23 protein-coding genes are annotated in these 20,383 nt (G+C 40.6%); 3 read left to right on the plus strand and 20 right to left on the minus strand.

What is annotated here, in order from left to right; all coding sequences use genetic code 11:
• Positions 1-10: 10 nt before the first annotated feature.
• The 12 genes from rplN to rpsJ all read right to left on the minus strand — a co-directional run bounded on the left by rplN (position 11) and on the right by rpsJ (position 5,742).
• Positions 11-379: a 50S ribosomal protein L14 gene (gene rplN / locus BUA88_RS07025; RefSeq protein ID WP_015548350.1), complete on the minus strand. Its 369-nt coding sequence runs from the start codon at positions 377-379 to the stop codon at positions 11-13.
• A gap of 18 nt (positions 380-397) precedes the next feature.
• Positions 398-652, minus strand: a complete 255-nt coding sequence (gene rpsQ / locus BUA88_RS07030) for a 30S ribosomal protein S17 (RefSeq protein WP_028234423.1) — start codon at positions 650-652, stop codon at positions 398-400.
• A gap of 40 nt (positions 653-692) precedes the next feature.
• Positions 693-899, minus strand: a complete 207-nt coding sequence (gene rpmC / locus BUA88_RS07035) for a 50S ribosomal protein L29 (RefSeq protein WP_015548351.1) — start codon at positions 897-899, stop codon at positions 693-695.
• The gene (rplP, locus tag BUA88_RS07040; RefSeq protein WP_072914961.1) at positions 899-1,327 is read right to left on the minus strand and encodes a 50S ribosomal protein L16; all 429 of its coding nucleotides are present in this window, start codon (positions 1,325-1,327) and stop codon (positions 899-901) included. The genes rpmC and rplP overlap by 1 nt, the downstream gene beginning before the upstream one ends.
• A 1-nt stretch (position 1,328) precedes the next feature.
• Positions 1,329-1,988 (minus strand): 30S ribosomal protein S3, encoded by a 660-nt coding sequence (gene rpsC / locus BUA88_RS07045; RefSeq protein WP_072914965.1) that lies wholly within the window; start codon positions 1,986-1,988, stop codon positions 1,329-1,331.
• A gap of 11 nt (positions 1,989-1,999) precedes the next feature.
• Positions 2,000-2,389, minus strand: a complete 390-nt coding sequence (gene rplV / locus BUA88_RS07050) for a 50S ribosomal protein L22 (RefSeq protein ID WP_015548354.1) — start codon at positions 2,387-2,389, stop codon at positions 2,000-2,002.
• A 22-nt stretch (positions 2,390-2,411) separates the two neighbouring features.
• The gene (gene rpsS / locus BUA88_RS07055; protein WP_028242197.1) at positions 2,412-2,693 is read right to left on the minus strand and encodes a 30S ribosomal protein S19; all 282 of its coding nucleotides are present in this window, start codon (positions 2,691-2,693) and stop codon (positions 2,412-2,414) included.
• 11 nt (positions 2,694-2,704) lie between these two features.
• A complete protein-coding gene (gene rplB / locus BUA88_RS07060) occupies positions 2,705-3,547 on the minus strand; it encodes a 50S ribosomal protein L2 (protein ID WP_015548356.1) in 843 nt (280 codons plus the stop codon).
• Between the two features lie 86 nt (positions 3,548-3,633).
• A complete protein-coding gene (gene rplW, locus BUA88_RS07065; RefSeq protein ID WP_028248325.1) occupies positions 3,634-3,933 on the minus strand; it encodes a 50S ribosomal protein L23 in 300 nt (99 codons plus the stop codon).
• Positions 3,933-4,553, minus strand: coding sequence for a 50S ribosomal protein L4 (gene rplD, locus BUA88_RS07070; RefSeq protein WP_015548358.1), 621 nt, complete (start codon positions 4,551-4,553; stop codon positions 3,933-3,935). Before rplD ends, rplW begins: the two co-directional genes overlap by 1 nt.
• Before the next feature lie 29 nt (positions 4,554-4,582).
• Positions 4,583-5,266, minus strand: coding sequence for a 50S ribosomal protein L3 (rplC, locus tag BUA88_RS07075; RefSeq protein ID WP_015548359.1), 684 nt, complete (start codon positions 5,264-5,266; stop codon positions 4,583-4,585).
• A 164-nt stretch (positions 5,267-5,430) separates the two neighbouring features.
• A complete protein-coding gene (gene rpsJ, locus BUA88_RS07080) occupies positions 5,431-5,742 on the minus strand; it encodes a 30S ribosomal protein S10 (RefSeq protein WP_015548360.1) in 312 nt (103 codons plus the stop codon).
• Positions 5,743-6,214: 472 nt separating this feature from the next.
• Between rpsJ and BUA88_RS07085 the strand changes: the two genes are divergently transcribed.
• The gene (locus BUA88_RS07085; protein WP_072914969.1) at positions 6,215-7,102 is read left to right on the plus strand and encodes a class I SAM-dependent methyltransferase; all 888 of its coding nucleotides are present in this window, start codon (positions 6,215-6,217) and stop codon (positions 7,100-7,102) included.
• Positions 7,103-7,188: 86 nt separating this feature from the next.
• On the plus strand, positions 7,189-8,559 hold the full coding sequence (locus BUA88_RS07090) for an MATE family efflux transporter (RefSeq protein WP_072914972.1): 1,371 nt from the start codon (positions 7,189-7,191) through the stop codon (positions 8,557-8,559).
• Between the two features lie 222 nt (positions 8,560-8,781).
• On the opposite strand, the gene BUA88_RS07095 is transcribed toward BUA88_RS07090, so the two are convergent.
• The 5 genes from BUA88_RS07095 to BUA88_RS07115 form a co-directional block, all read right to left on the minus strand.
• Positions 8,782-10,071, minus strand: coding sequence for a diguanylate cyclase domain-containing protein (locus BUA88_RS07095; RefSeq protein ID WP_072914975.1), 1,290 nt, complete (start codon positions 10,069-10,071; stop codon positions 8,782-8,784).
• A 157-nt stretch (positions 10,072-10,228) separates the two neighbouring features.
• Positions 10,229-11,260 carry an ABC transporter permease subunit gene (locus tag BUA88_RS07100; protein ID WP_072914978.1) on the minus strand — a complete coding sequence of 344 codons (1,032 nt, stop codon included), beginning with the start codon at positions 11,258-11,260 and terminating at the stop codon, positions 10,229-10,231.
• Positions 11,260-12,327 (minus strand): ABC transporter permease, encoded by a 1,068-nt coding sequence (locus BUA88_RS07105; protein ID WP_330390220.1) that lies wholly within the window; start codon positions 12,325-12,327, stop codon positions 11,260-11,262. Before BUA88_RS07105 ends, BUA88_RS07100 begins: the two co-directional genes overlap by 1 nt.
• Positions 12,324-13,838: a sugar ABC transporter ATP-binding protein gene (locus BUA88_RS07110; protein WP_072914983.1), complete on the minus strand. Its 1,515-nt coding sequence runs from the start codon at positions 13,836-13,838 to the stop codon at positions 12,324-12,326. The genes BUA88_RS07105 and BUA88_RS07110 overlap by 4 nt, the downstream gene beginning before the upstream one ends.
• 70 nt (positions 13,839-13,908) lie before the next feature.
• Positions 13,909-15,009, minus strand: a complete 1,101-nt coding sequence (locus BUA88_RS07115; protein WP_072914989.1) for an ABC transporter substrate-binding protein — start codon at positions 15,007-15,009, stop codon at positions 13,909-13,911.
• Between the two features lie 347 nt (positions 15,010-15,356).
• On the opposite strand from BUA88_RS07115, the gene BUA88_RS07120 reads away from it, so the two are divergent.
• Positions 15,357-16,319: a GntR family transcriptional regulator gene (locus BUA88_RS07120; protein ID WP_072914993.1), complete on the plus strand. Its 963-nt coding sequence runs from the start codon at positions 15,357-15,359 to the stop codon at positions 16,317-16,319.
• Between the two features lie 4 nt (positions 16,320-16,323).
• Here BUA88_RS07120 and BUA88_RS07125 read toward each other — a convergent pair whose 3' ends face one another.
• Genes BUA88_RS07125 through BUA88_RS07135 form a run of 3 tightly spaced genes read right to left on the minus strand, consistent with a single transcriptional unit; the run spans position 16,324 to position 20,377 of the window.
• Positions 16,324-17,334 carry an ABC transporter substrate-binding protein gene (locus BUA88_RS07125; RefSeq protein ID WP_072914996.1) on the minus strand — a complete coding sequence of 337 codons (1,011 nt, stop codon included), beginning with the start codon at positions 17,332-17,334 and terminating at the stop codon, positions 16,324-16,326.
• Positions 17,322-18,773 carry a sensor histidine kinase gene (locus BUA88_RS07130; protein ID WP_072915000.1) on the minus strand — a complete coding sequence of 484 codons (1,452 nt, stop codon included), beginning with the start codon at positions 18,771-18,773 and terminating at the stop codon, positions 17,322-17,324. Before BUA88_RS07130 ends, BUA88_RS07125 begins: the two co-directional genes overlap by 13 nt.
• A complete protein-coding gene (locus BUA88_RS07135) occupies positions 18,770-20,377 on the minus strand; it encodes a response regulator transcription factor (protein WP_072915004.1) in 1,608 nt (535 codons plus the stop codon). Before BUA88_RS07135 ends, BUA88_RS07130 begins: the two co-directional genes overlap by 4 nt.
• Positions 20,378-20,383: the final 6 nt, after the last annotated feature.

Raw genomic sequence — 20,383 nt, forward strand, 5'->3', positions numbered from 1 at the left:
GTTCTTCCTCCTACAATACTTCTGGAGCGAGAGAAACAATCTTCATGAACTGCTTCTCACGAAGCTCTCTAGCTACAGGTCCAAAAATACGAGTTCCTCTTGGAGTCTTGTCATCTTTGATGATGACTGCAGCATTTTCATCAAACTTGATATAAGAACCATCTTTACGACGGGCACCCTTTACTGAACGAACAACTACTGCCTTAACAACGTCACCCTTCTTTACAACGCCACCTGGTGTTGCATCTTTAACGGTAGCAGTAATTACGTCGCCAATGTTGGCATATCTTCTTGTAGATCCACCCATAACACGGATAACAAGGATTTCCTTGGCACCTGTATTATCAGCTACCTTTAATCTACTTTCCTGTTGTACCATTATAGTAGCCTCCTTTAATTATTTTGCTCTCTCGATTACTTCAACGAGTCTCCATCTCTTATCCTTAGAGAGTGGTCTTGTCTCCATAACCTTTACTGTATCACCGATGTGAGCATCGCCGTTCTCATCGTGTGCCTTAAGCTTATATGTCTTCTTAACGATCTTGTTGTAAAGTGGATGCTTTACATTGTCACGGATTGCAACAACGATTGTCTTATCCATCTTGTCGCTTACAACAACACCTGTACGTGTTTTTCTTAAGTTTCTTTCCACGTTTTTGATCTCCTTTCAAATAATTAAGATTCTAGGTTAATTAAGCATTCTTCTCAGCTTCTGTGATAACAGTCTGAATACGTGCAATGTTACGACGAACTTCACGGATTCTTGCTGTGTTATCTAACTGGTTTGTAGCATTCTGGAATCTTAAGTTGAAAAGTTCTTTCTTAGCTTCTACGAGCTGAGCATTAAGCTCTGCTACTGAAGTGTTCTTTAAATCTTCTACGTACTTTGTATTCTTCATTATGCTTCACCGCCTTCTAAATCCTCACGGGAAACTATCTTGCACTTGCAAGGAAGTTTATGTGTAGCGAGACGAAGTGCTTCTCTAGCAACTTCCTCAGATACTCCTGAGATCTCGAATAATACACGGCCCGGCTTAACAACAGCTACCCAATATTCAAGTGTACCCTTTCCTGAACCCATTCGAGTTTCAGCAGGCTTAGCTGTAACTGGCTTGTCTGGGAAAATCTTAATCCAAACCTTACCACCACGCTTAATGTAACGTGTCATAGCGATACGAGCTGCCTCGATCTGATTAGACTTGATCCAAGCTGGCTCCATTGCAACGATACCAAACTCACCGTATGCAATCTTATTTCCTCTTGAAGCTTTTCCAGCCATGTTTCCACGGAACTGCTTTCTATGCTTCGCTCTCTTTGGCATTAACATATTACTCGGCTCCTCCTTCCACATTCTTCTTCTTTGGAAGTACTTCACCCTTATAGATCCATACCTTTACACCAACCTTACCATAAGTAGTGTCAGCCTCAGCGAATCCATAATCAATATCAGCACGAAGTGTCTGAAGTGGAATAGTACCTTCATTGTAAGACTCTGAACGAGCCATATCAGCACCACCAAGACGTCCTGAACAGCTTGTCTTGATACCCTTGATACCTGTCTTCATAGCACGACCCATGCAAGACTTCATAGCTCTACGGAATGATACACGGTTCTCAAGCTGACCTGCGATGTTCTCAGCTACAAGCTGTGCATCACGATCTGGTCTCTTGATCTCCTTAATATCAACTACAAGCTTATCGCTTGTCTGCTTCTGGAGCTCACTCTTAATCTTGTCGATCTCAGCGCCGCCCTTACCGATAACAACGCCTGGCTTTGCTGTGTAAACAGTAACCTTTACTCTACCAGCAGCACGCTCGATTTCAATCTTTGAAACGCCTGCAGCGTAAAGCTTCTTCTTAAGAAATTTTCTGATATTATAGTCTTCAACTAAGTAGTCTGAGAAGTTCTCGCCCTCAGCATACCACTTAGAATCCCAGTCCTTAATAACACCGACTCTTAAGCCATGAGGATTAACTTTCTGTCCCATGTTTTGCCTCCTTAATTTTTCTGATCAAGCACGATTGTAAGGTGGCTCATTCTCTTCTCGATTCTGTAAGCTCTACCCTGTGCTCTTGGTCTAATTCTCTTCATTGTAGGTCCCTTATTAGCATAGCACTCAGCTACAACAAGGTCCTTACGATCTAAGCCGTTATTGTTCTCAGCGTTTGCAATAGCAGACTTAAGTAATTTCTCTATAACACTTGAAGCGTATCTTGGATTGTACATTACGATAGCAAGAGCTGTATCAACATCCTTACCACGAATGGCATCAAGTACGAAACAAGCCTTCTGAACTGACATTCTAGCATAAGATAACTTTGCTGAAGGTCTTGTATCCTTTACATCGTTTCTCTCACGTTTAATTTGAGATCTATGTCCCTTAGCCATGATTAAAACTCCTTTCCTCTAATTAGCGTACCTTTGACTTCTTCTCGTCCTTACCGTGACCTCTGTAGGTTCTAGTAGCAACGAACTCACCAAGCTTGTGTCCAACCATGTCTTCTGTAACATATACTGGAACATGCTTTCTTCCGTCATGTACTGCAATTGTATGTCCAACCATCTGTGGGAAGATTGTAGAACGACGTGACCATGTCTTGATAACTGACTTGTCGCCGTTTGCGTTCATAGCGTCAACCTTCTTTAATAAGCTTGCATCAGCAAATGGTCCTTTTTTTAATGAACGTGCCATGTGTATCCTCCTTATTTGATTGCTCTACCATCGCGTCTTCTTACGATGAGCTTGTTAGACTGCTTGTGCTTCTTTCTTGTCTTGAGACCAAGAGCTGGCTTGCCCCAAGGTGTGCATGGACCTGGACGTCCGATAGGAGCGCGGCCCTCACCACCACCGTGTGGATGGTCATTAGGGTTCATAACAGAACCACGAACTGTAGGTCTGATACCCATGTGTCTCTTACGACCAGCTTTACCGATCTTAACAAGGTTGTGATCACCGTTACCGATTACACCGATAGATGCGCGGCAGTTAAGAGGTACCATTCTCATTTCGCCTGAAGGAAGACGAAGTGTTGCATACTTTCCTTCTTTAGCCATGAGCTGAGCTGAGTTACCAGCTGAACGAACGAGCTGTCCGCCACGACCTGGATAAAGCTCAATATTGTGAATAAGAGTACCAACTGGAATCTTCTCAAGTGGTAAGCAGTTACCAACTCTAACTTCAGCGTCAGCACCGTTCATAACTGTCATGCCGTCTGTAAGACCAGCTGGAGCAAGGATGTAAGCCTTCTCGCCGTCTGCGTAGCAGATAAGAGCGATGTTAGCTGTTCTGTTTGGATCGTACTCGATACCGATAACCTTTGCAGGAATTCCATCCTTATTTCTCTTGAAATCGATAAGTCTATATTTCTGTCTATTACCGCCACCGTGGTGTCTTACGGTAATCTTACCCTGATTGTTACGACCAGCGTGCTTCTTAAGTGAAACAGTAAGTGACTTCTCTGGAGAGTTCTTTGTAATCTCTGAGAAATCTGAACCAGTCATATTTCTTCTCGAAGGTGTATATGGGTTATATGTCTTAATTCCCATTTTGATTCTCCTTTCAAAAACTCGTTTATTGTCGTGCTCGACTGCACATAAAATTAATTAACTCTTGTCTATAAAAGACCTAAATCTTAAAGACCTGAGAAAATCTCAATATCTTTGCTATCAGCTGTAAGCTGTACGATAGCCTTCTTTGTCTTTGCTGTCTTTCCGTAAGTCATTCCACGTCTCTTTGTCTTGCCATCAGCGTTCATTGTGTTAACTGATGCAACCTTTACTCCGTCGAACATCTTCTCAACAGCTTCCTTAATCATAGTCTTGTTAGCTTCTGGATGAACAAGGAATGTATACTTCTTCTCAGCCATTGCGTTCATAGACTTCTCTGTGATTACAGGCTTAAGGATTACGTCATAGTACTGTACGTTTGCCATTATGCATACACCTCCTGAATCTGATCAACAGCAGCCTTTGTTACTACTACTGTGTTGTACTTAAGGATGTCATATACGTTGATTGTGTTTGTAAGAGCTGTCTTAACTGTAGGAATGTTCTTTGCAGACATTACTACGTTCTGATCGTTTGTATCAAGAACTACGAGAGCCTTCTCAACGTTAAGGTTTGTAAGAACCTTTGCGAAATCCTTTGTCTTAATAGAATCAAGCTTAAGCTCGTCAACAACGATGAACTTGTTCTCGTTAACAACTGAAGTAAGTGCAGACTTAAGAGCTGCTCTCTTCTCCTTCTTGTTAAGCTTGAATGAATAATCTCTTGGAGTTGGTGCGAATACTACGCCACCACCTGTCCACTGTGGAGATCTTGTAGAACCCTGTCTTGCATGACCTGTTCCCTTCTGTCTCCAAGGTTTTCTACCACCACCAGAAACCTCAGAACGAGTCTTAGCCTTCTGTGTTCCCTGACGGTTATTTGCAAGCTGCTGGACAACTGCCATGTGCACTAAGTGCTCATTGATCTCAACTGCGAAGATGCTATCGTTAAGATCCATGCTGCCAACTTCTTTGCCTTCCATATTAAATACGGATACTTTAGCCATTGCTAAGTTCCTCCTTTCCTATCGTAAGATTACTTTCCTGCTTTAACTGACTCTTTGATTGTTACAAGAGACTTCTTTGGTCCTGGAACAGCACCCTTTACTAAAAGCAGATTGTTTTCAACGTCAACACGTACAATCTCAAGATTCTGGATTGTAACTCTTGTTCCGCCCATCTGACCAGGCATACCCTTGCCCTTGAATACACGGCTAGGTGATGAACATGCACCGTTTGAACCCTGGTGTCTGTGGAACTTAGAACCATGAGCCATAGGTCCTCTGTGCTGACCTAATCTCTTGATAGCACCCTGGAATCCCTTGCCCTTTGATGTTGCTGTAGCGTCAACCTTGTCGCCAGCCTCAAAGATATCAGCCTTGATTTCCTGAGCGAGTGCGTAATCTGCACAATTATCAAATCTGAACTCTCTAACAAATCTCTTTGGCTCAACACCAGCCTTATCGAAGTGACCCTTCTCTGGCTTGTTTACGCCATTGCGATGAATGATTTCTTTGCGTCCGTTAGCATCCTTATTAACAAGCTTAACCTTCTTGTCAACAAAGCCAACCTGAACTGCATCGTAACCGTCGTTCTCTACTGTCTTAATCTGTGTAACAACACATGGGCCAGCAGAAAGTACAGTTACAGGAATAAGCTCGCCGCCTTCATTGAAGACCTGAGTCATTCCGACCTTTGTAGCTAAAATAGCTTTCTTCATTTTTCTTACCTCCATTTTCTACAGCGGAACGCTTCTTGCCCATACTATGGGGTAGCGGAACCGTTCATCCTAGAACAGTGTCATATAAGTGGAACTAGATAAGAAATCTAAGTTGCTTCTATATAAAACCATCTTGGATGTTAACTAAAATTAGTTGAACTCAATTACTTGTTCTTGATGCTGATCTCAACACCTGCTGGCATCTCTAACTTAGAAAGTGCCTCAACAGTCTTCTGTGTTGGGTCGATGACATCAATCAATCTCTTATGAGTTCTCTGCTCGAACTGCTCACGAGAGTCCTTGTACTTATGTACAGCTCTAAGAATTGTAACAACTTCCTTCTTTGTTGGAAGAGGTACTGGACCACTAACCTGTGCTCCGTTCTTCTTAACAGTCTCGATGATTTTCTTGGCAGATGAATCTACTAACTCATGATCATAAGCCTTGAGTGTGATTCTCATAACTTGATTTGCCATAAAAAAAGTCTCCTCCTTTTTCGTTTTTTCTGACTTCTGAAAAATCGAACAAGTGGCGACTGTACACTTACCCGTGTGTATCATGGTTTAAAACTCAAAGTTCGAACCAAGTTCTCACACGTCGTCTCCGCGAATGCGGACGGTTTTCTGTTGTACAGTGACTTGTCGTCAGTTTCCTAACTTGACATTCGCTCCACGGAAAACCAACCTGAGTAACTAGGTTGCAACCTCACGCTTCATAGCTATCATGTCACAGCAAGTTATAATATACACGCGGACAGGGGTATATGCAAGAAAAAGATGAAAATAATTGTATTTTTTCAAGTACAATTTTCAGAACTACTAAATCTAGTGGTTTAATTGAATTTTTTGAACTAGAAGTCATTGAACATTGACAATCTTTAAGTATAATAGTCAAGGCAACTAGTTATGTCAAGACTACATATTATATATAGAAAGAACAGGTATAAAAATGCAGGAAGCCAAAAATTGGAAAGATTACGAAATAATAGATTGTAGCTCTGGTGAGAAGCTTGAGCGTTGGGGAGACTATGTTCTTCTTCGTCCAGATCCACAGGTCATTTGGAACACAAAGAAAAGCTCTCCTTATTATAAGAAGCTAAACGCTCATTACCATCGTTCAAATAAGGGTGGCGGCGAGTGGGAGTTCTTTGACCTTCCAGAGCAGTGGACTATCAGCTACCCTATCTGTGATAAGAAGCTCACATTTAATTTGAAGCCTTTCGCTTTTAAGCACACAGGTCTTTTCCCAGAACAGGCTGTTAACTGGGATTGGTTTTCTTCTATTATAAATAAGGAAATAAAAGAGAAGAATCGTCCGGTTAAGGTTCTTAACCTTTTCGCATACACAGGCGGTGCCACACTTGCAGCTGCTGCAGCTGGTGCCCAGGTTACTCACGTAGATGCATCCAAGGGTATGGTTCAGTGGGCAAAGGAAAACGCTGCTTCATCTGGCCTTGCCGATGCACCTATCAGATGGCTTGTAGATGACTGCCGTAAGTTCGTAGAGAGAGAAATCCGTCGTGGGAATAAATATGATGGAATTATCATGGATCCTCCTTCATATGGAAGAGGTTCTAAAAATGAGGTTTGGAAAATTGAGGATGATATTTTCCCATTCATCCAGCTTTGCGAAGAGATCTTAGCTGATGATGCGCTCTTCTTCCTTGTTAACTCATACACCACTGGTCTTCAGCCTGCAGTTCTTAATTATATGATTAGCACTGCTCTTCTTAAGAACCATCCTGGTGAAGTAACTGCTGATGAGATTGGACTTCCTGTTACAGAGTCTGGTCTTATACTCCCATGCGGAGCCAGCGGAAGATGGGTAAGAAAATAATAATAAATAGAGACAAAAAATGAATACATATTATATAGAAGAAATACTATAATTATGTCTATCATTTTTTAGAAGGATATAATTTTATGAATCAATCGACAACAATGAATCCACTTGGTACAGAACCAGTTGGAAAACTACTTAGAAAATTTGCTATACCTAGCATCATCGCTATGCTTGTAGGTTCGCTCTACAACATGGTAGATCAGCTTTTCATTGGAAACTTCGTAGGGCCTCTTGGCAACGGTGCTACAAACATCCAGTTCCCACTTTCAATACTTAACGTATCAATTGCGCTCCTCTGTGGTATCGGCGCAGCCTCAACCTTCAATCTTGCAATGGGACGTGGCGAGACAGAGAAGGCTGGCTATTATATAGGAAACGCAGTTTCACTTATGCTTATTGGTGGACTTGCTCTTTCCATTATCACAGAGCTTTTCCTTGAGCCAATTCTTTTAGGCTGCGGTGCTACAGAGAATATTCTTCCATACGCCATGGAATATTCCAGAATCTGTGCACTTGGATATCCACTATTCATTTTATCTGCCGGTGGTGCCCATATAGTAAGAGCAGACGGTAGCCCAAACATGACAATGGCTATCAATATGGCAGGGGCCATCATCAACACTGTTCTTGATTTTCTTTTTGTAGCTGTATTTAAATGGGGAATGGCTGGTGCTGCTGTGGCCACTATCATCGGACAGTACGTTGCCGGAATCATGGTTCTTGTTTACCTTACAAAATTTAAGACAGTCAAGCTTCACAAGGAACACTTCATTCCTAACCCAGCAATGATTGCAGCTGTTACATCACTTGGTACAGCTCCATTCATCAATCAGATTGCTATGATGCTTGTTCAGATTACAATGAACCATGTAATGGGTCACTATGGCGCACAGTCAATCTATGGTTCAGATATTCCAATCACTTGTGCAGGAATCATTTCAAAGGTTAACGGAATCTGCTTCTCATTTGTAATTGGTATTTCACAGGGATTACAGCCAATTATCAGCTTTAACTATGGTGCTAAACAATATAAGCGAGTTAAAGATGCTCTTTTACTTGCTTTAAAGATAGCTGCCTGCATCACATTCACAAGCTGGGCATGCTTCCAGTTATTCCCACGTCAGATTGTTTCAATCTTTGGCTCAGGTGACGAATTATACTTCCAGTTCTGTGAAAAGTACTTTAGAATTTTCCTCTTTGGAATTTGCAGTGCGTTTTTACAACCTATTTCATCAAACTTCTTTACATCAATTGGAAAGCCATACAAAGGAATCTTCATGTCACTTACAAGACAGGTACTTTTCCTTGCTCCACTTATCATCTTCTTACCTATGATATTTGGATTCAATGGAGTTCTTTACGCTGGACCAATCGCAGATGTATTGTCGTTCACAATCTGCTACATCCTCGTAAAGAAGGAATTCAATCATCCAGAATTTAAGAACTTATAGAAATAAAGCCAACACTCAGTATCTAGGCAAGCGCGAGCAAGAGGGCCCCATACTGAGCATGGGAAGGACCTACACCGGCGGGAAATGAGTAATAGTTTCCGAGCATAGCGATGGAAACTGTTGCTCTAGTAAGCGAAGCTTACATATCCGAAGGAGGGTTCCCATGCGAAGATATGGGAGATGGCTTGCTGGAGCTTGAAAAATGAGATTGTTGGCTTTTATTTATTTACATATTATTTGATTTCTGCCTGACTCCTTGGCCTGATACAAATTATCATCTGCTCGTTTCAGTGCGTCATCGATATCTTCGCCAGGCTCCAATGCTGTCAATCCAAAACTCATTGTAATCTGACGATCCGAATCTGGAACCCAGATAGTGCGAACCTCATCCATAATAATCTCTAGCTCGCGACGTGCTATATCAAGCTCTCTGTTTTCGAAGATAAGCATAAATTCCTCACCACCCCAACGGGCTGCCATACCTTTACCTATCATTCCAGCCTTGAGCTTCTCCGCCACCTTCTTAAGTACGTAATCACCCATCTCATGACCAAAGGTATCATTAACCTTCTTGAAGAAATCTATATCTGAAATGCACAGGCAATACTTCATACCCCGCTCAACAGACTTGATTCTTATCTCCTCTAGCTTCTTATCTGCGTAACGTCGATTATTCAGTTCAGTTAAGGCATCAAAATCAACTAACATCTGGATTGCCTTAGCCATTCGCTTACCATCATTTGCAAGATGCTTAATCTCATCATCCTCAAGCATAAGTTCTCTTGGCATATCAACATCAAAGTTTCCGTCTGCCAATGTATTCATATACTTGTCCATCTTTCTGATTCGACCTGCAAGCTTCCTATTGAAATAAACCATAATATAACCCATCAAAAAGGCTGTCAGCCCACAGGTTACACATATAGGAAAGATGTATTGTAAAAGCTCCTGTTTAACAGATTCCTGTGAGCGGCTTACGGCAATCATGCCTTCAGTCTTACCAGCTTCACTTACCAACGGCATGTAATATGCATAGCTTTTCTTATCATAAACCATTACATTGCTATAGAATTTGCTGGCACCATCTTCCAAAACTTCTTTTTTGACAATAACAGATGCACTTGTTCCAGTAGCTCTGTTTCCATTAGAATCCTTAAGTGTTGTAATCAGGCGAACATCATTGTAAAAAACGGATATTTCTATCTCAAGCATATTAGCTAAATCGTCGACCATCATATCGTCTCCGTTGATTCGCTGTTCACCCTTATACATTTCAGGTTCTCCATCGCCATCTGCATCCTCAGCCCAATATTCTCCTACATAAACCGAATTTAAAACATACTGAGCCAATTGAGCATCACGAATAAGCTCCTCTTTGGTTTTATTTGCCACAAGCTGATAAAGGCCACTGACGCTTACAGAAACAATGATGATTGCCATCAACGTAAGCGGAATCAGGGTCACACGCAGCATTTGACTATTTAAGCTATTACTAAATTTTTTCTTCGCCATAGATTCCCTCCAAAAGTATCTGAAAGGCTATTTCTATGCTATTTTCCCACATTTTTATGTTTTTACGGTGAACATCAGAAAAGCGGGCCAATACTTGATATTGGTCCGCCCTTCCGTGGATTAGAATTATGAAAATTTGAATATGAAAAAGATTAGATTATTTATTTCTTTGAGCCTTAACAAGTGCAAAAATTGACTGCAAAATAATGAATACGCAAAGCAGTGCGGCAGTTGCAATATTTGCCCAGCTTGAAAGAAGCTTTCCGTTTGTGTTAACAAGTACAGTAATTGTACCATTGATAAGAACACCAAAGAGTGATCCGATTACGTTACCTACACCACCTGTAAGAAGTGTACCACCGATAACGGCTGATGCAATGGCATCCATCTCAAGTCCCTTTGCCTGGTTAACTGAACCTGACATCGTGTTCAAACAGTAGAGAATTCCACCGATTGAGCAAAGGAAAGAAGAAAGGATATGTGAAAGCATTCTTGTCTTCTTTACATTAAGCCCCATCATTGTAGCCGATGTCTGGTTGCCACCTACTGCGTAAAGGTTACGACCGAACTTTGTGTACTTAAGCATTAAGAAGATAAGTACAAGTACGATTAAAGCGATAAGTACTGTTGGTCTAATATATGGAGCAACAATCTTACCATGCTTATTAGCCTTTCCAAGGAACTCAGGAAGATTAATCTTTGAGTTAGCCCAAGCATAGAATAATGGGTTGTCTGCCTCTGTGATTGAAATCTGACCTGAGCAGATAACTGCTGTCATACCTCTTGCAAAGAACATACCTGCCATTGTTACGATGAATGGCTGAATCTCAAGATATCCTACTAAAAATCCCTGAACTGCACCGAATACCAATCCAATTACAAGAACAAGAATTACCATAGGAACTGCACCCATATGCCACTCTGTCATACCAAAAACAAGAAGCATACAATCCATAGCAATTACAGAACCTACCGAAATATCGATACCACCTGTAAGCATTACACAGGTCATACCGCAGGTTACACAGATAAGACCAGCATTGTTGATAAGTACATTAAGGAAGGTCTGAAGATTTCCAAAACCCTTATCAGCATAAATTACACAACCAACCGCATACATGAAAACGAATAATGCAATTGTGATAAAAATAAGTACTGTATTTGAATCTAATTTCTTTTTTGTCTTCATTATGCTGCCTCCTTTACCATTGCCTGCTGAGCTCTCTGTTCTTTCTGAGCTTTTCTTGCAGCCATATAAGCCTTAAAGGCTGGAGCCTGCACAACTACGATGATAATAACAATGATTGCCTTAAATACTGGTGCCTTATCAGTTGAAACACCCATAGCAAGAAGTGTTGTTGTGATAGCCTGAATTGTATAAGCACCGATGATTGAGCCTGCAAGATTAAACTTACCACCACCAAGTGAGTTACCACCAAGGGCAACTGCAAGGATGGCATCAAGCTCGTAGTTAAGACCAATGTTGTTTGAATCTGCTGAGTAAATTCTTGATGAAGCAACGATACCTGCGATACCAGCGCAAACACCACATACTACATAGCAGATGAAGCAAATAACATCTGAGTTAATTCCAGAAATTCTAGCTGCTCTTCCGTTGATACCAACTGACTGGATATAAAGTCCAAGTGCTGTCTTCTTAAGAAGAACTGCTACGATTGCAATAACAATTGCAGCCACAAATACTGGTGTAGGAATTGGGCATCCCGGTATAAAGTTACCAAGATATTTGTATGGCTCATATCGTATATACGTAATCTGGTTATTGCAAAGAAGAAGACCGATAGCGCGTGCTGCTGTGAATAAGATCAAAGTAGCAACCATTGGCTGAATCTTGAGCTTTGCAACAAGTGCGCCGTTCATTGCACCGCTGACACCACCCATAAGTACACCAAAAAGCATACCTACGATCATTGGAACTGCAAGTGTTGAAACTGAGTTATTACCATAGCCTGCAAGTAACATACAACAGCTACATGCTGAAAGTGACATTACAGAACCAACAGAAATATCTGTACCAGCTGAAACAGCTACTACAAGTGTCTGACCAACTGCGAGAATAGCAATCTCAGAACCACGATTTAAAATATCAATTAATCTACCAAATAAAACACCGTTGTTGATACTGATTGCAAAGAAATCAGGTGATTTAATCAAGTTTATCAACAGTACCAATATCATACAGAAAATTGGCAAGAACAGTGGCTTTTTTGTAAGCTTCTTAAAATTCTCCATCATTCTCCACCTCCTGCGATAGCTGCCATGACTGATTCCTGAGTCATTTCGCCAGAAATTTCTCCGACCTGAGCGCCATCACGCATTACATACATTCTAGAACAGGTACGAAGCATCTCCTCGATTTCTGAAGAGATAAATACAATACTCATTCCCTCTTCCTCAGCAAACTTTAATGCAAGCTTTTGGAATTCTGTCTTTGTACCGATATCGATACCTCTTGTTGGCTCATCTAAGATTAAGAAATCTGGATGTGTGCATAACCATCTCGCCAAAATAACCTTCTGTTGATTACCACCAGAAAGCTGGCTGATAGGAGTTTCTCTCGAAGCTGTCTTTATCTGGAGCATGTCGATAAATTTATCAGCTATTTCAATTTGCTTTGACATAGGAATCTTTTTGAACATTCCATTTCTAGCCTGAAGGGCAAGGATAATATTCTCCCTAACTGAAAGATCACCGATACAACCATCCGCTTTTCTATCATCTGGAAGGTAACCCATTCCAGCCTTTATTGCATCAAGTGGTTCCTTAATATTAATCTCTTTGCCATTTATTTTTAAAGTGCCTGACTGAGCTTTATCCGCACCATAAATGCAGCGAACCATCTCTGAACGACCAGAGCCAAGAAGGCCAGTAACACCAACAACTTCGCCCTTTTTAATCTTAAAATCAAAAGGCTTAATAGTTCCTTTATGACTGAGATTTTTTGCATCAACAACAATATCTTCAGAAACATTTCCTGCCCCCTCTTTCTTGATTGATGCCAGGTCATCGAAGTCTTTTCCAAGCATAGCCGCAACAAGTTTGACACGTGGCATCTCTTCCACTGAATACTCGCCTGCAAACTCACCATTTCTAAGAACTGTAATGGTATCGCATACTGCATATACCTGCTCTAAGAAATGAGTAACAAATATTATTCCAACTCCCTTTGCTTTAAGATTCTTCATAACCTTGAAGAGCTTTTCAACTTCATTATCATCAAGTGATGATGTTGGCTCATCAAGAATAAGAACCTTACAATCCATATCTACAGCTCTTGCAATTGCTATCATCTGCTGAATTGCAAGAGAATAATTTTCAAGTGCAATAGTTACATCAATATGTAAATCAAGTCCATCCATTATTTCCTTTGCACGCTTGTTCATTGTGCGCCAGTCGATGGTACCAATTTTTGTCTTTGGCTCACGGCCAATAAATAAGTTTTCTGCTACTGTTAAGTTAGGGCAAAGGTTTACCTCCTGGTAAACTGTAGCGATACCCTTTTCCTGTGCCTCCAGGGTTGAATGGTTAACAACAGGACCTTCAATGCCTGCAACATGTATCTCTCCGGCATCTAATGAATACACACCTGTTAATACTTTAATAAGAGTAGATTTGCCAGCACCATTCTCTCCCATTAGAGCATGTATTTCTCCCTTTCTTAGAGTGAATTGCGCATGGTCTAATGCTTTTACACCCGGAAAGGATTTGGATATGTCTCGCATAGTAATCAAAATATTTTCATCCATATTCTCTCCTCCTAAATAAATGGGGAAGGCACTGGGCCCTCCCCCCAAAAGTCAAATTCGTATTTACGATTTAGTATGAAGCCTGTGATGCTGCATCTGTTACCTGGATAAGATCCTCTGTAACTTCATCTCCTGCATTATTTGTGTATGTGATTGACTTAAGAATATCTTCTGCAACATACCATGGCTCTGTCATGAATGTCTGCTTAGCAACTGTCTCACCGTTCTTAAGGGCCTTTACGATGTCAGCACAGTAAGAACCCTGAAGTGGGTAGCACATGAAGTCTGCGTTGATATCGCCAGACTGTACATACTCAAGACCAGCCTTGCAAGCATCGAAAGAAATAAGGATAACGTCCTTATCAACACCATAAGAAACACCAGCTGCCTTCATAGCATCCATAGCACCAAAAGCTTCGTTATCGTTCTGGCAAACAACTACGTTGAACTTACCTGCATAAGACTTGCAGTAAGACTCCATAACCTGCTGTCCACCATCCTGTGTGAAGTCACCATCCTGAGAATCAAGGATTGTCCATCCCTCAGCATCTGCGTACTTCTTGAAACCATCTGTACGTCCGATCTGAGCTGAAGAACCATTAGAACCCTCGATAACAAGGATGTTAAGATCTGTAATACCCTTAGCCTCTGCATAAGCCTTTAACCAAGCACCTGATGCAAGACCTTCGTTCATGAACTCTGAACCTACCCATGAAACATACTTATCTGAATCTTCGATTGTTCTATCGATTACGATTACAGGAATACCAGCATCCTCACACTCTGTAAGAACTGTATCCCAACCTGTTGAAACGATAGGATCGATTACGATGTAATCAACGTCATTCTGGATGAACTGTCTAACTGCCTCAATCTGCTTAGCAGAATCATTATCGCAGTCAACGAACTGTAAATCATATCCATTTGCCTCTGAGAAAGCATCCTGAACTGAATTTGTAGAAGCTGTTCTCCAATCAGACTCATGTCCTACCTGTGCGAAACCAACAGTAATCTTCTCCCCGCTGTCTGCTGCTGTATCGCCAGCTTCTTCTGTTGTCTCAGCAGCTGTATCTGCTGATGAATCTGTTGTCGCTGTATCTGAGCTTCCACAAGCTACCATTGATGCAGCCATAAGTGCTGTGAGCATTCCTGCTACTATTCTTTTTTTCATAAGGTTATCTCCTTCCTTCTCCTTGCCAGTTAACCTTTTACTGGCCCTTTGTTTTTCTAATATTAATTTATCATTATGATTTTTTATCAACAATGAAATGGATTTAAAAAGAATGGATTCTATTTTTAAGATAATACCAATTTTGTTTTTATAAATAATTTGCATACCAATTTTTTATTTAATGGGATTCTTTCGTTAAAGTGTTGAATATTTTTAAACCAAAATATCATTATTTTATGATTGGTACGTTTTCATTTCCAACAAATTTCATACCAATTTTATCCTTCATATGTTAGAATCTAATATAGATGCGTGGAAACTCTTTGAATAAAGGGGAATAATTTTTTATGATTCCAAAATATATAGTTCTTAAAGAAAAAATAAATGAAGATATTTTATCAGATATTTATCCACTGGATTCAAAATTACCTACCGAAGTAGAGCTTGCAGAGAAATACAATGTTAGTCGCTCTACAGTAAGACAGGCTTTGGAGCTTTTGGTAAATGATGGTATTATCAGCAAGCGCTGGGGTAGTGGAAACACCGTCATCTCCAAAAGTGACTCCTCTAAAAAGAAAACTGTCATGATTCTCATGCCCGAAATGAAATCTCCTCACTCGCAAACTATCCTTGAAGATCTTACCTCTACCTTGGTAAAAGAAGGTTATACAATAGAAAGCCACGAGACTCTTCAACAGTACTCACTTGAGCGAGAGCATTTATCAACAATGCTGTCAGATATATACAGTGGTCTTATTATTGCACCTGTTTGCTCTGCCAGACCATCCACCAACTCAGATCTGCTTCGTCTACTTTTAAAACGTCAGATTCCTGTCATCTTTTTAGAGTCTGCTCCTGCCGGTCTTTACAATACAACTGTAGTTGCTTCCGACAACTATGGTCGCGGATACCAGATGGCAAGACGTTTCATTAACTCTGGAAGAAAAAGGCTTGGTGGAATTTTTATCCACGACAGTGCTACATCAATCGCAACCTTTTCAGGGTATGTAGATGCTATAAGAGATGCAGGCCTTACCATATGTGATTCCTGCTTCCTTTGGTGCAACTCAGTGGACCCACATGGAATCAATACCAGAAATGTCACTTTCATAAATAAATTTCTTAAACATGCATGTGAGGAGGCTGAGATTATTTATCTTGATGATGACACCATTGGAACAGAATGGCTCTTCCCTGTCAAAACAAATCAGCTTGAGCTAAGCAAACCAATTGGCAAAGAAGTTGCAAAGAAACTCATAGAAACAAAAAAGAATGGCAACGCATCAAGCATTACCATTCCATATCACTAGATTATTAGAATCTTCTCTTTTCTATTATTTCAGGCTCAAGATTATCTGCTGTAAAACATTCTTCATGTACATATGTGATTTTAGGTACTGCATTTCCCTTTTCAAGGCGACTAATTAAATTGTAAATATATGGGCCTTGAAGGGGATTGCATTCCACCTCCACACTGATATGTCCATTCATACATAAAACCAATGCAGAATTCATTGCATCAAAAGAGACTATCTTTATTCCACCTTTATTTCCATACTCAACACCGGCTTCATTCATAGCCTGAATTGCACCATAGGCTTCCTCATCATTTTCACAATAAACAACATCTATAGTTTCTGTTCCCAGCTCCTCAATAGCCTGAGCCATGATTTCTCTACCTTTTGCCTTTGTAAACTCTCCACAATCCTGAACAACAATATTCCAATTGGTATGCTTTTTCACTGCATCTTCTAATGCCTTGGTTCTGCCTAACTGGGCAGAAGAACCAATAGTTCCCTGAATGTGAACAATATTTATTTCTCCATCCTCATCGTTCTGCAGATATTTTTCTAAATTAGAAACTGCATATTCTCCCTCAGCTGTAAAATCCGAACCAACAAAAGCTGTATAAAGTGATTCATTTTCCACAACCACATTTCTATCGCAAATTATAACAGGTATACCCGCATCCTTCGCTTCCGACAATACTGTATCCCATCCTGTCTCCACGATAGGACTTATAATAATATAATCAACACCCTGCTGGATAAAAGTTCTAATATCCTTTATCTGACTATCCTGCTTTGAACGGCCATCCTTATATATAAGCTTATAGCCTCTCTCCTCAGTAAAATTCTCTTTTACAGAATCTGTAAGTGCAACTCGCCATGCCGATTCCGCACCAGGTTGTGAAAAGCCAACAACAACCAAATTACCGTTGTCCTCTTCAAATACTCCAAGTGACGCCTTTTCTCCACATGATGTTATACTGATTGCAAGCATCACTGCCATCAAGGCACAAATTTTACTCTTTACCCCAAACATTTATTATCCCCTTTTTCACTGCTTTCCACCTTTGGAATCACCGCTGTAATGGTGGTTCCTACTCCTTCGGAACTTGATATCTTAAGTCCATATTCATCGCCGAACAAAAGCTGCATTCTTTGATGTACAGTCCTAAGGCCAAAGCCTACTTTTTCACCATTTTCTATGGCATTTCTCATTTCTTCCAGACGCTCCTCACTCATTCCCGCGCCGTTGTCCCTAACTGTAAGCTCAATTTTATCTCCGATGTCTACAGCATTTACTCTAATAACACCCTTCTCACGTTGAAGTTTGATACCATGATAAATACTATTTTCAACAAGAGGCTGAAGTGTCAGCTTTGGAATTGAATAACCATATAGACTTTTCGGAATGTCTACATCATAATCCATTCGGTCCTGATATCTTATCTTTTGAATAGATAGATAGCTTAATACATGCTTCTGCTCTTCTTCCAAAGTGATAATATCCTTACCTCTGCTCAAACAGAATCTAAAGAAATCCGAAAGAGCACTGACCATCTCGATGCTTTCTTCTTTCTTATCAGCCTCTATGAGCCAAATAATTGTATCCAAAGTATTGTATAGGAAATGCGGATTAATCTGGGCCTGTAAAAGCTCCAACTCCGCATGGCGCTTTCTTCGCTCAGCCTTTTTATTCTCCTGAATAAGAGAATTAAGCTGTCCGACCATTTCCTCAAAGCCATCTGACAATGTCTGAATCTCCACTGCTTTAGCTTCTACAGGGATATGCTGTTCGAAATCTCCCCTTTGGATATCCTTCACTCTTTCAGTAAGCTTTGTAAGCGGTGATGTAATCCTATCAGTGAGATGCGCTGCATAGATAGCTATTCCAAATACCAGAATCAAAAATCCACCTACAATTGCCAAAATCACATATTGAAGCTGCTCTGTAATTTCAGTCTGTAGCTGACTGAGATGTGCGGACTCGTAATACAGGTAGTCATACATGTAGCTCTGAATCAGTTCTGTAAGAATATAAATATTATTCTCCAGCTGAGTCATTCCCTCATCATATGAGCCGGCATCATCAATTTCATCCATACGTTGTTCCAAAGTCACACACAAGTCTCTTACAGATTCTATTGCTTCTATACTCTTTTTCTGTGTGGTGTGAGACAAAAGCGTGTTAGCCAATTCCCTTGCCTGCTCAACCTCGTCCATAGGTTTTCCTTCAGAGTAAGCACTTTCACTCACGTAATAAAACATCTTCAAATCAACATCATTTTTGAAGTTCTGACTGAAGGCTGATGCTGCTGTAACATTCTGCAGGATGGTTCTATATTGAATTGAATACCAGCAAAGGATTCCTATAAGAACAGCTACAACGATGCTCATAGGTACCAAAGTGACGGCTATAAGTTTTCGAAGCATGTTGCTGGTGGTGGACTTTTTTCTAATTACATCGTTAATCCTCATGCTCCCTGCCCCTTTGCTCGGAATTCCTTAGGGCTAAGACCATAGGTCTTTTTGAATATATAACTGAAGTAATGTGGATCCTTGTAACCCACCTGCTCTGCAATAACCTGTGATTTTTCCCCCGTGGTAAGGAGCATCTTCTTAGCATGCTCCATTCTTTTGGCAGTCATGTACTCGACAAAGGTAGTTTTATTTTCTCGCGAAAACATTGCGCTTAGATAACTAGGCGAAATATTAACCTCTTTTGCTACCTCATTTAAACTGAGATTGCTGTCTGAGTAATGCTCATCCACGTATTTTATAGCTGCAGAAAGCTGTGATCTGGACTGAGTGCCCACTACGTTTTTACGTTTTGAAATGGCAATAGCAAACATTTTCTCAACCATTTCCATAACTGTTTCTGGCTCGACATTTTCGATAGAAGCCCTTGTATTTGCCTCAAGTGCTGTAACCGGGTCCAATGAAAGCTTTCGCAGATAATCGCAAACACACATGTACATAGTCATAGCAAAATACTTGCTAAACAATACAGACTTCATGGCATTCTTTGTCTGCTTATTTATAAGATTACCCAAGAATCCCTGAATTTCGGATTCCTCTGCATTTTCAAGAAACAGCATCACCAGTCGCTGGTCAATGGTTGCTGTATCACTTTCCTCATTATTATTTCTGATTGTCTCAATGTCCGCGTCTGTAAATACGTGACCTGTAGGATTCATATACCGACAGCTAAGTCTCTTATTTGCAATCTGACATGCCTTTGCAAATTCAGAGAATCGTGAGATAGGGCCACTTTCTGCAAGATACCAATTTATCTCATCCTCATAAACCATACAGCGACGCTGAATATTTTCAACAAGTGTAGTGGTATGGCTGGCAATGGTCTCAGTGTCTCCCTTAACAATAATGGCATAAGTATCCATATTCCAATGAAACACTATATATTCCGGACAGCATTTTAAAAACTGCATCAACTGCTCTGAAAGACGAGCCATATATTTAGAATAAACAGGTGCCGTTGCCACCTCTGTCATAGGTGAAAAATCAAGAAGTACCAGATTATAATTTGTGGCATCAAGAGAAAGCCCCAGCTCCTCAGATTTCTCATAGACCTCTGAGACAGACATGGCGCCGCTTACAAGCTGATTAAAGAATCTTACTCTAGCGAACTGTTCGTACTCCTGACTTTCTGCTTTGAATTGCTCTAGATAATTATCTTTCTCATTTTCCTTATCCAGCTTGGCCTTAGCATCGGCCATAACCTCTTTCAGCTTATCCTTAGTGATAGGCTTTAACAAGTAATTATCTACGCCAATGCTTATTGCCTCCTGGGCATAGGAAAAATCATCGAAGCCACTAATAATTATTATTCTTGTATTAGGTAGCTCCTTCTTAATCATTTTAGATAAGGCTATGCCATCCATAAAAGGCATTCTAATATCTGTAATTAAAACGTCTGGCTTAGTCTGTCTGATAAGTGGCAATGCCATCTCCCCATCAGCTGCATCCCCCACATAAGCGAACCCATACTGCTCCCATGGAAAACTGGCCTTTAACCCGTCGCGGATAACAATTTCATCCTCGACCAAAAATACACTATACATTATTCC

This window comes from Pseudobutyrivibrio xylanivorans DSM 14809 (genome assembly GCF_900141825.1).
GTDB lineage: Bacteria > Bacillota > Clostridia > Lachnospirales > Lachnospiraceae > Pseudobutyrivibrio > Pseudobutyrivibrio xylanivorans.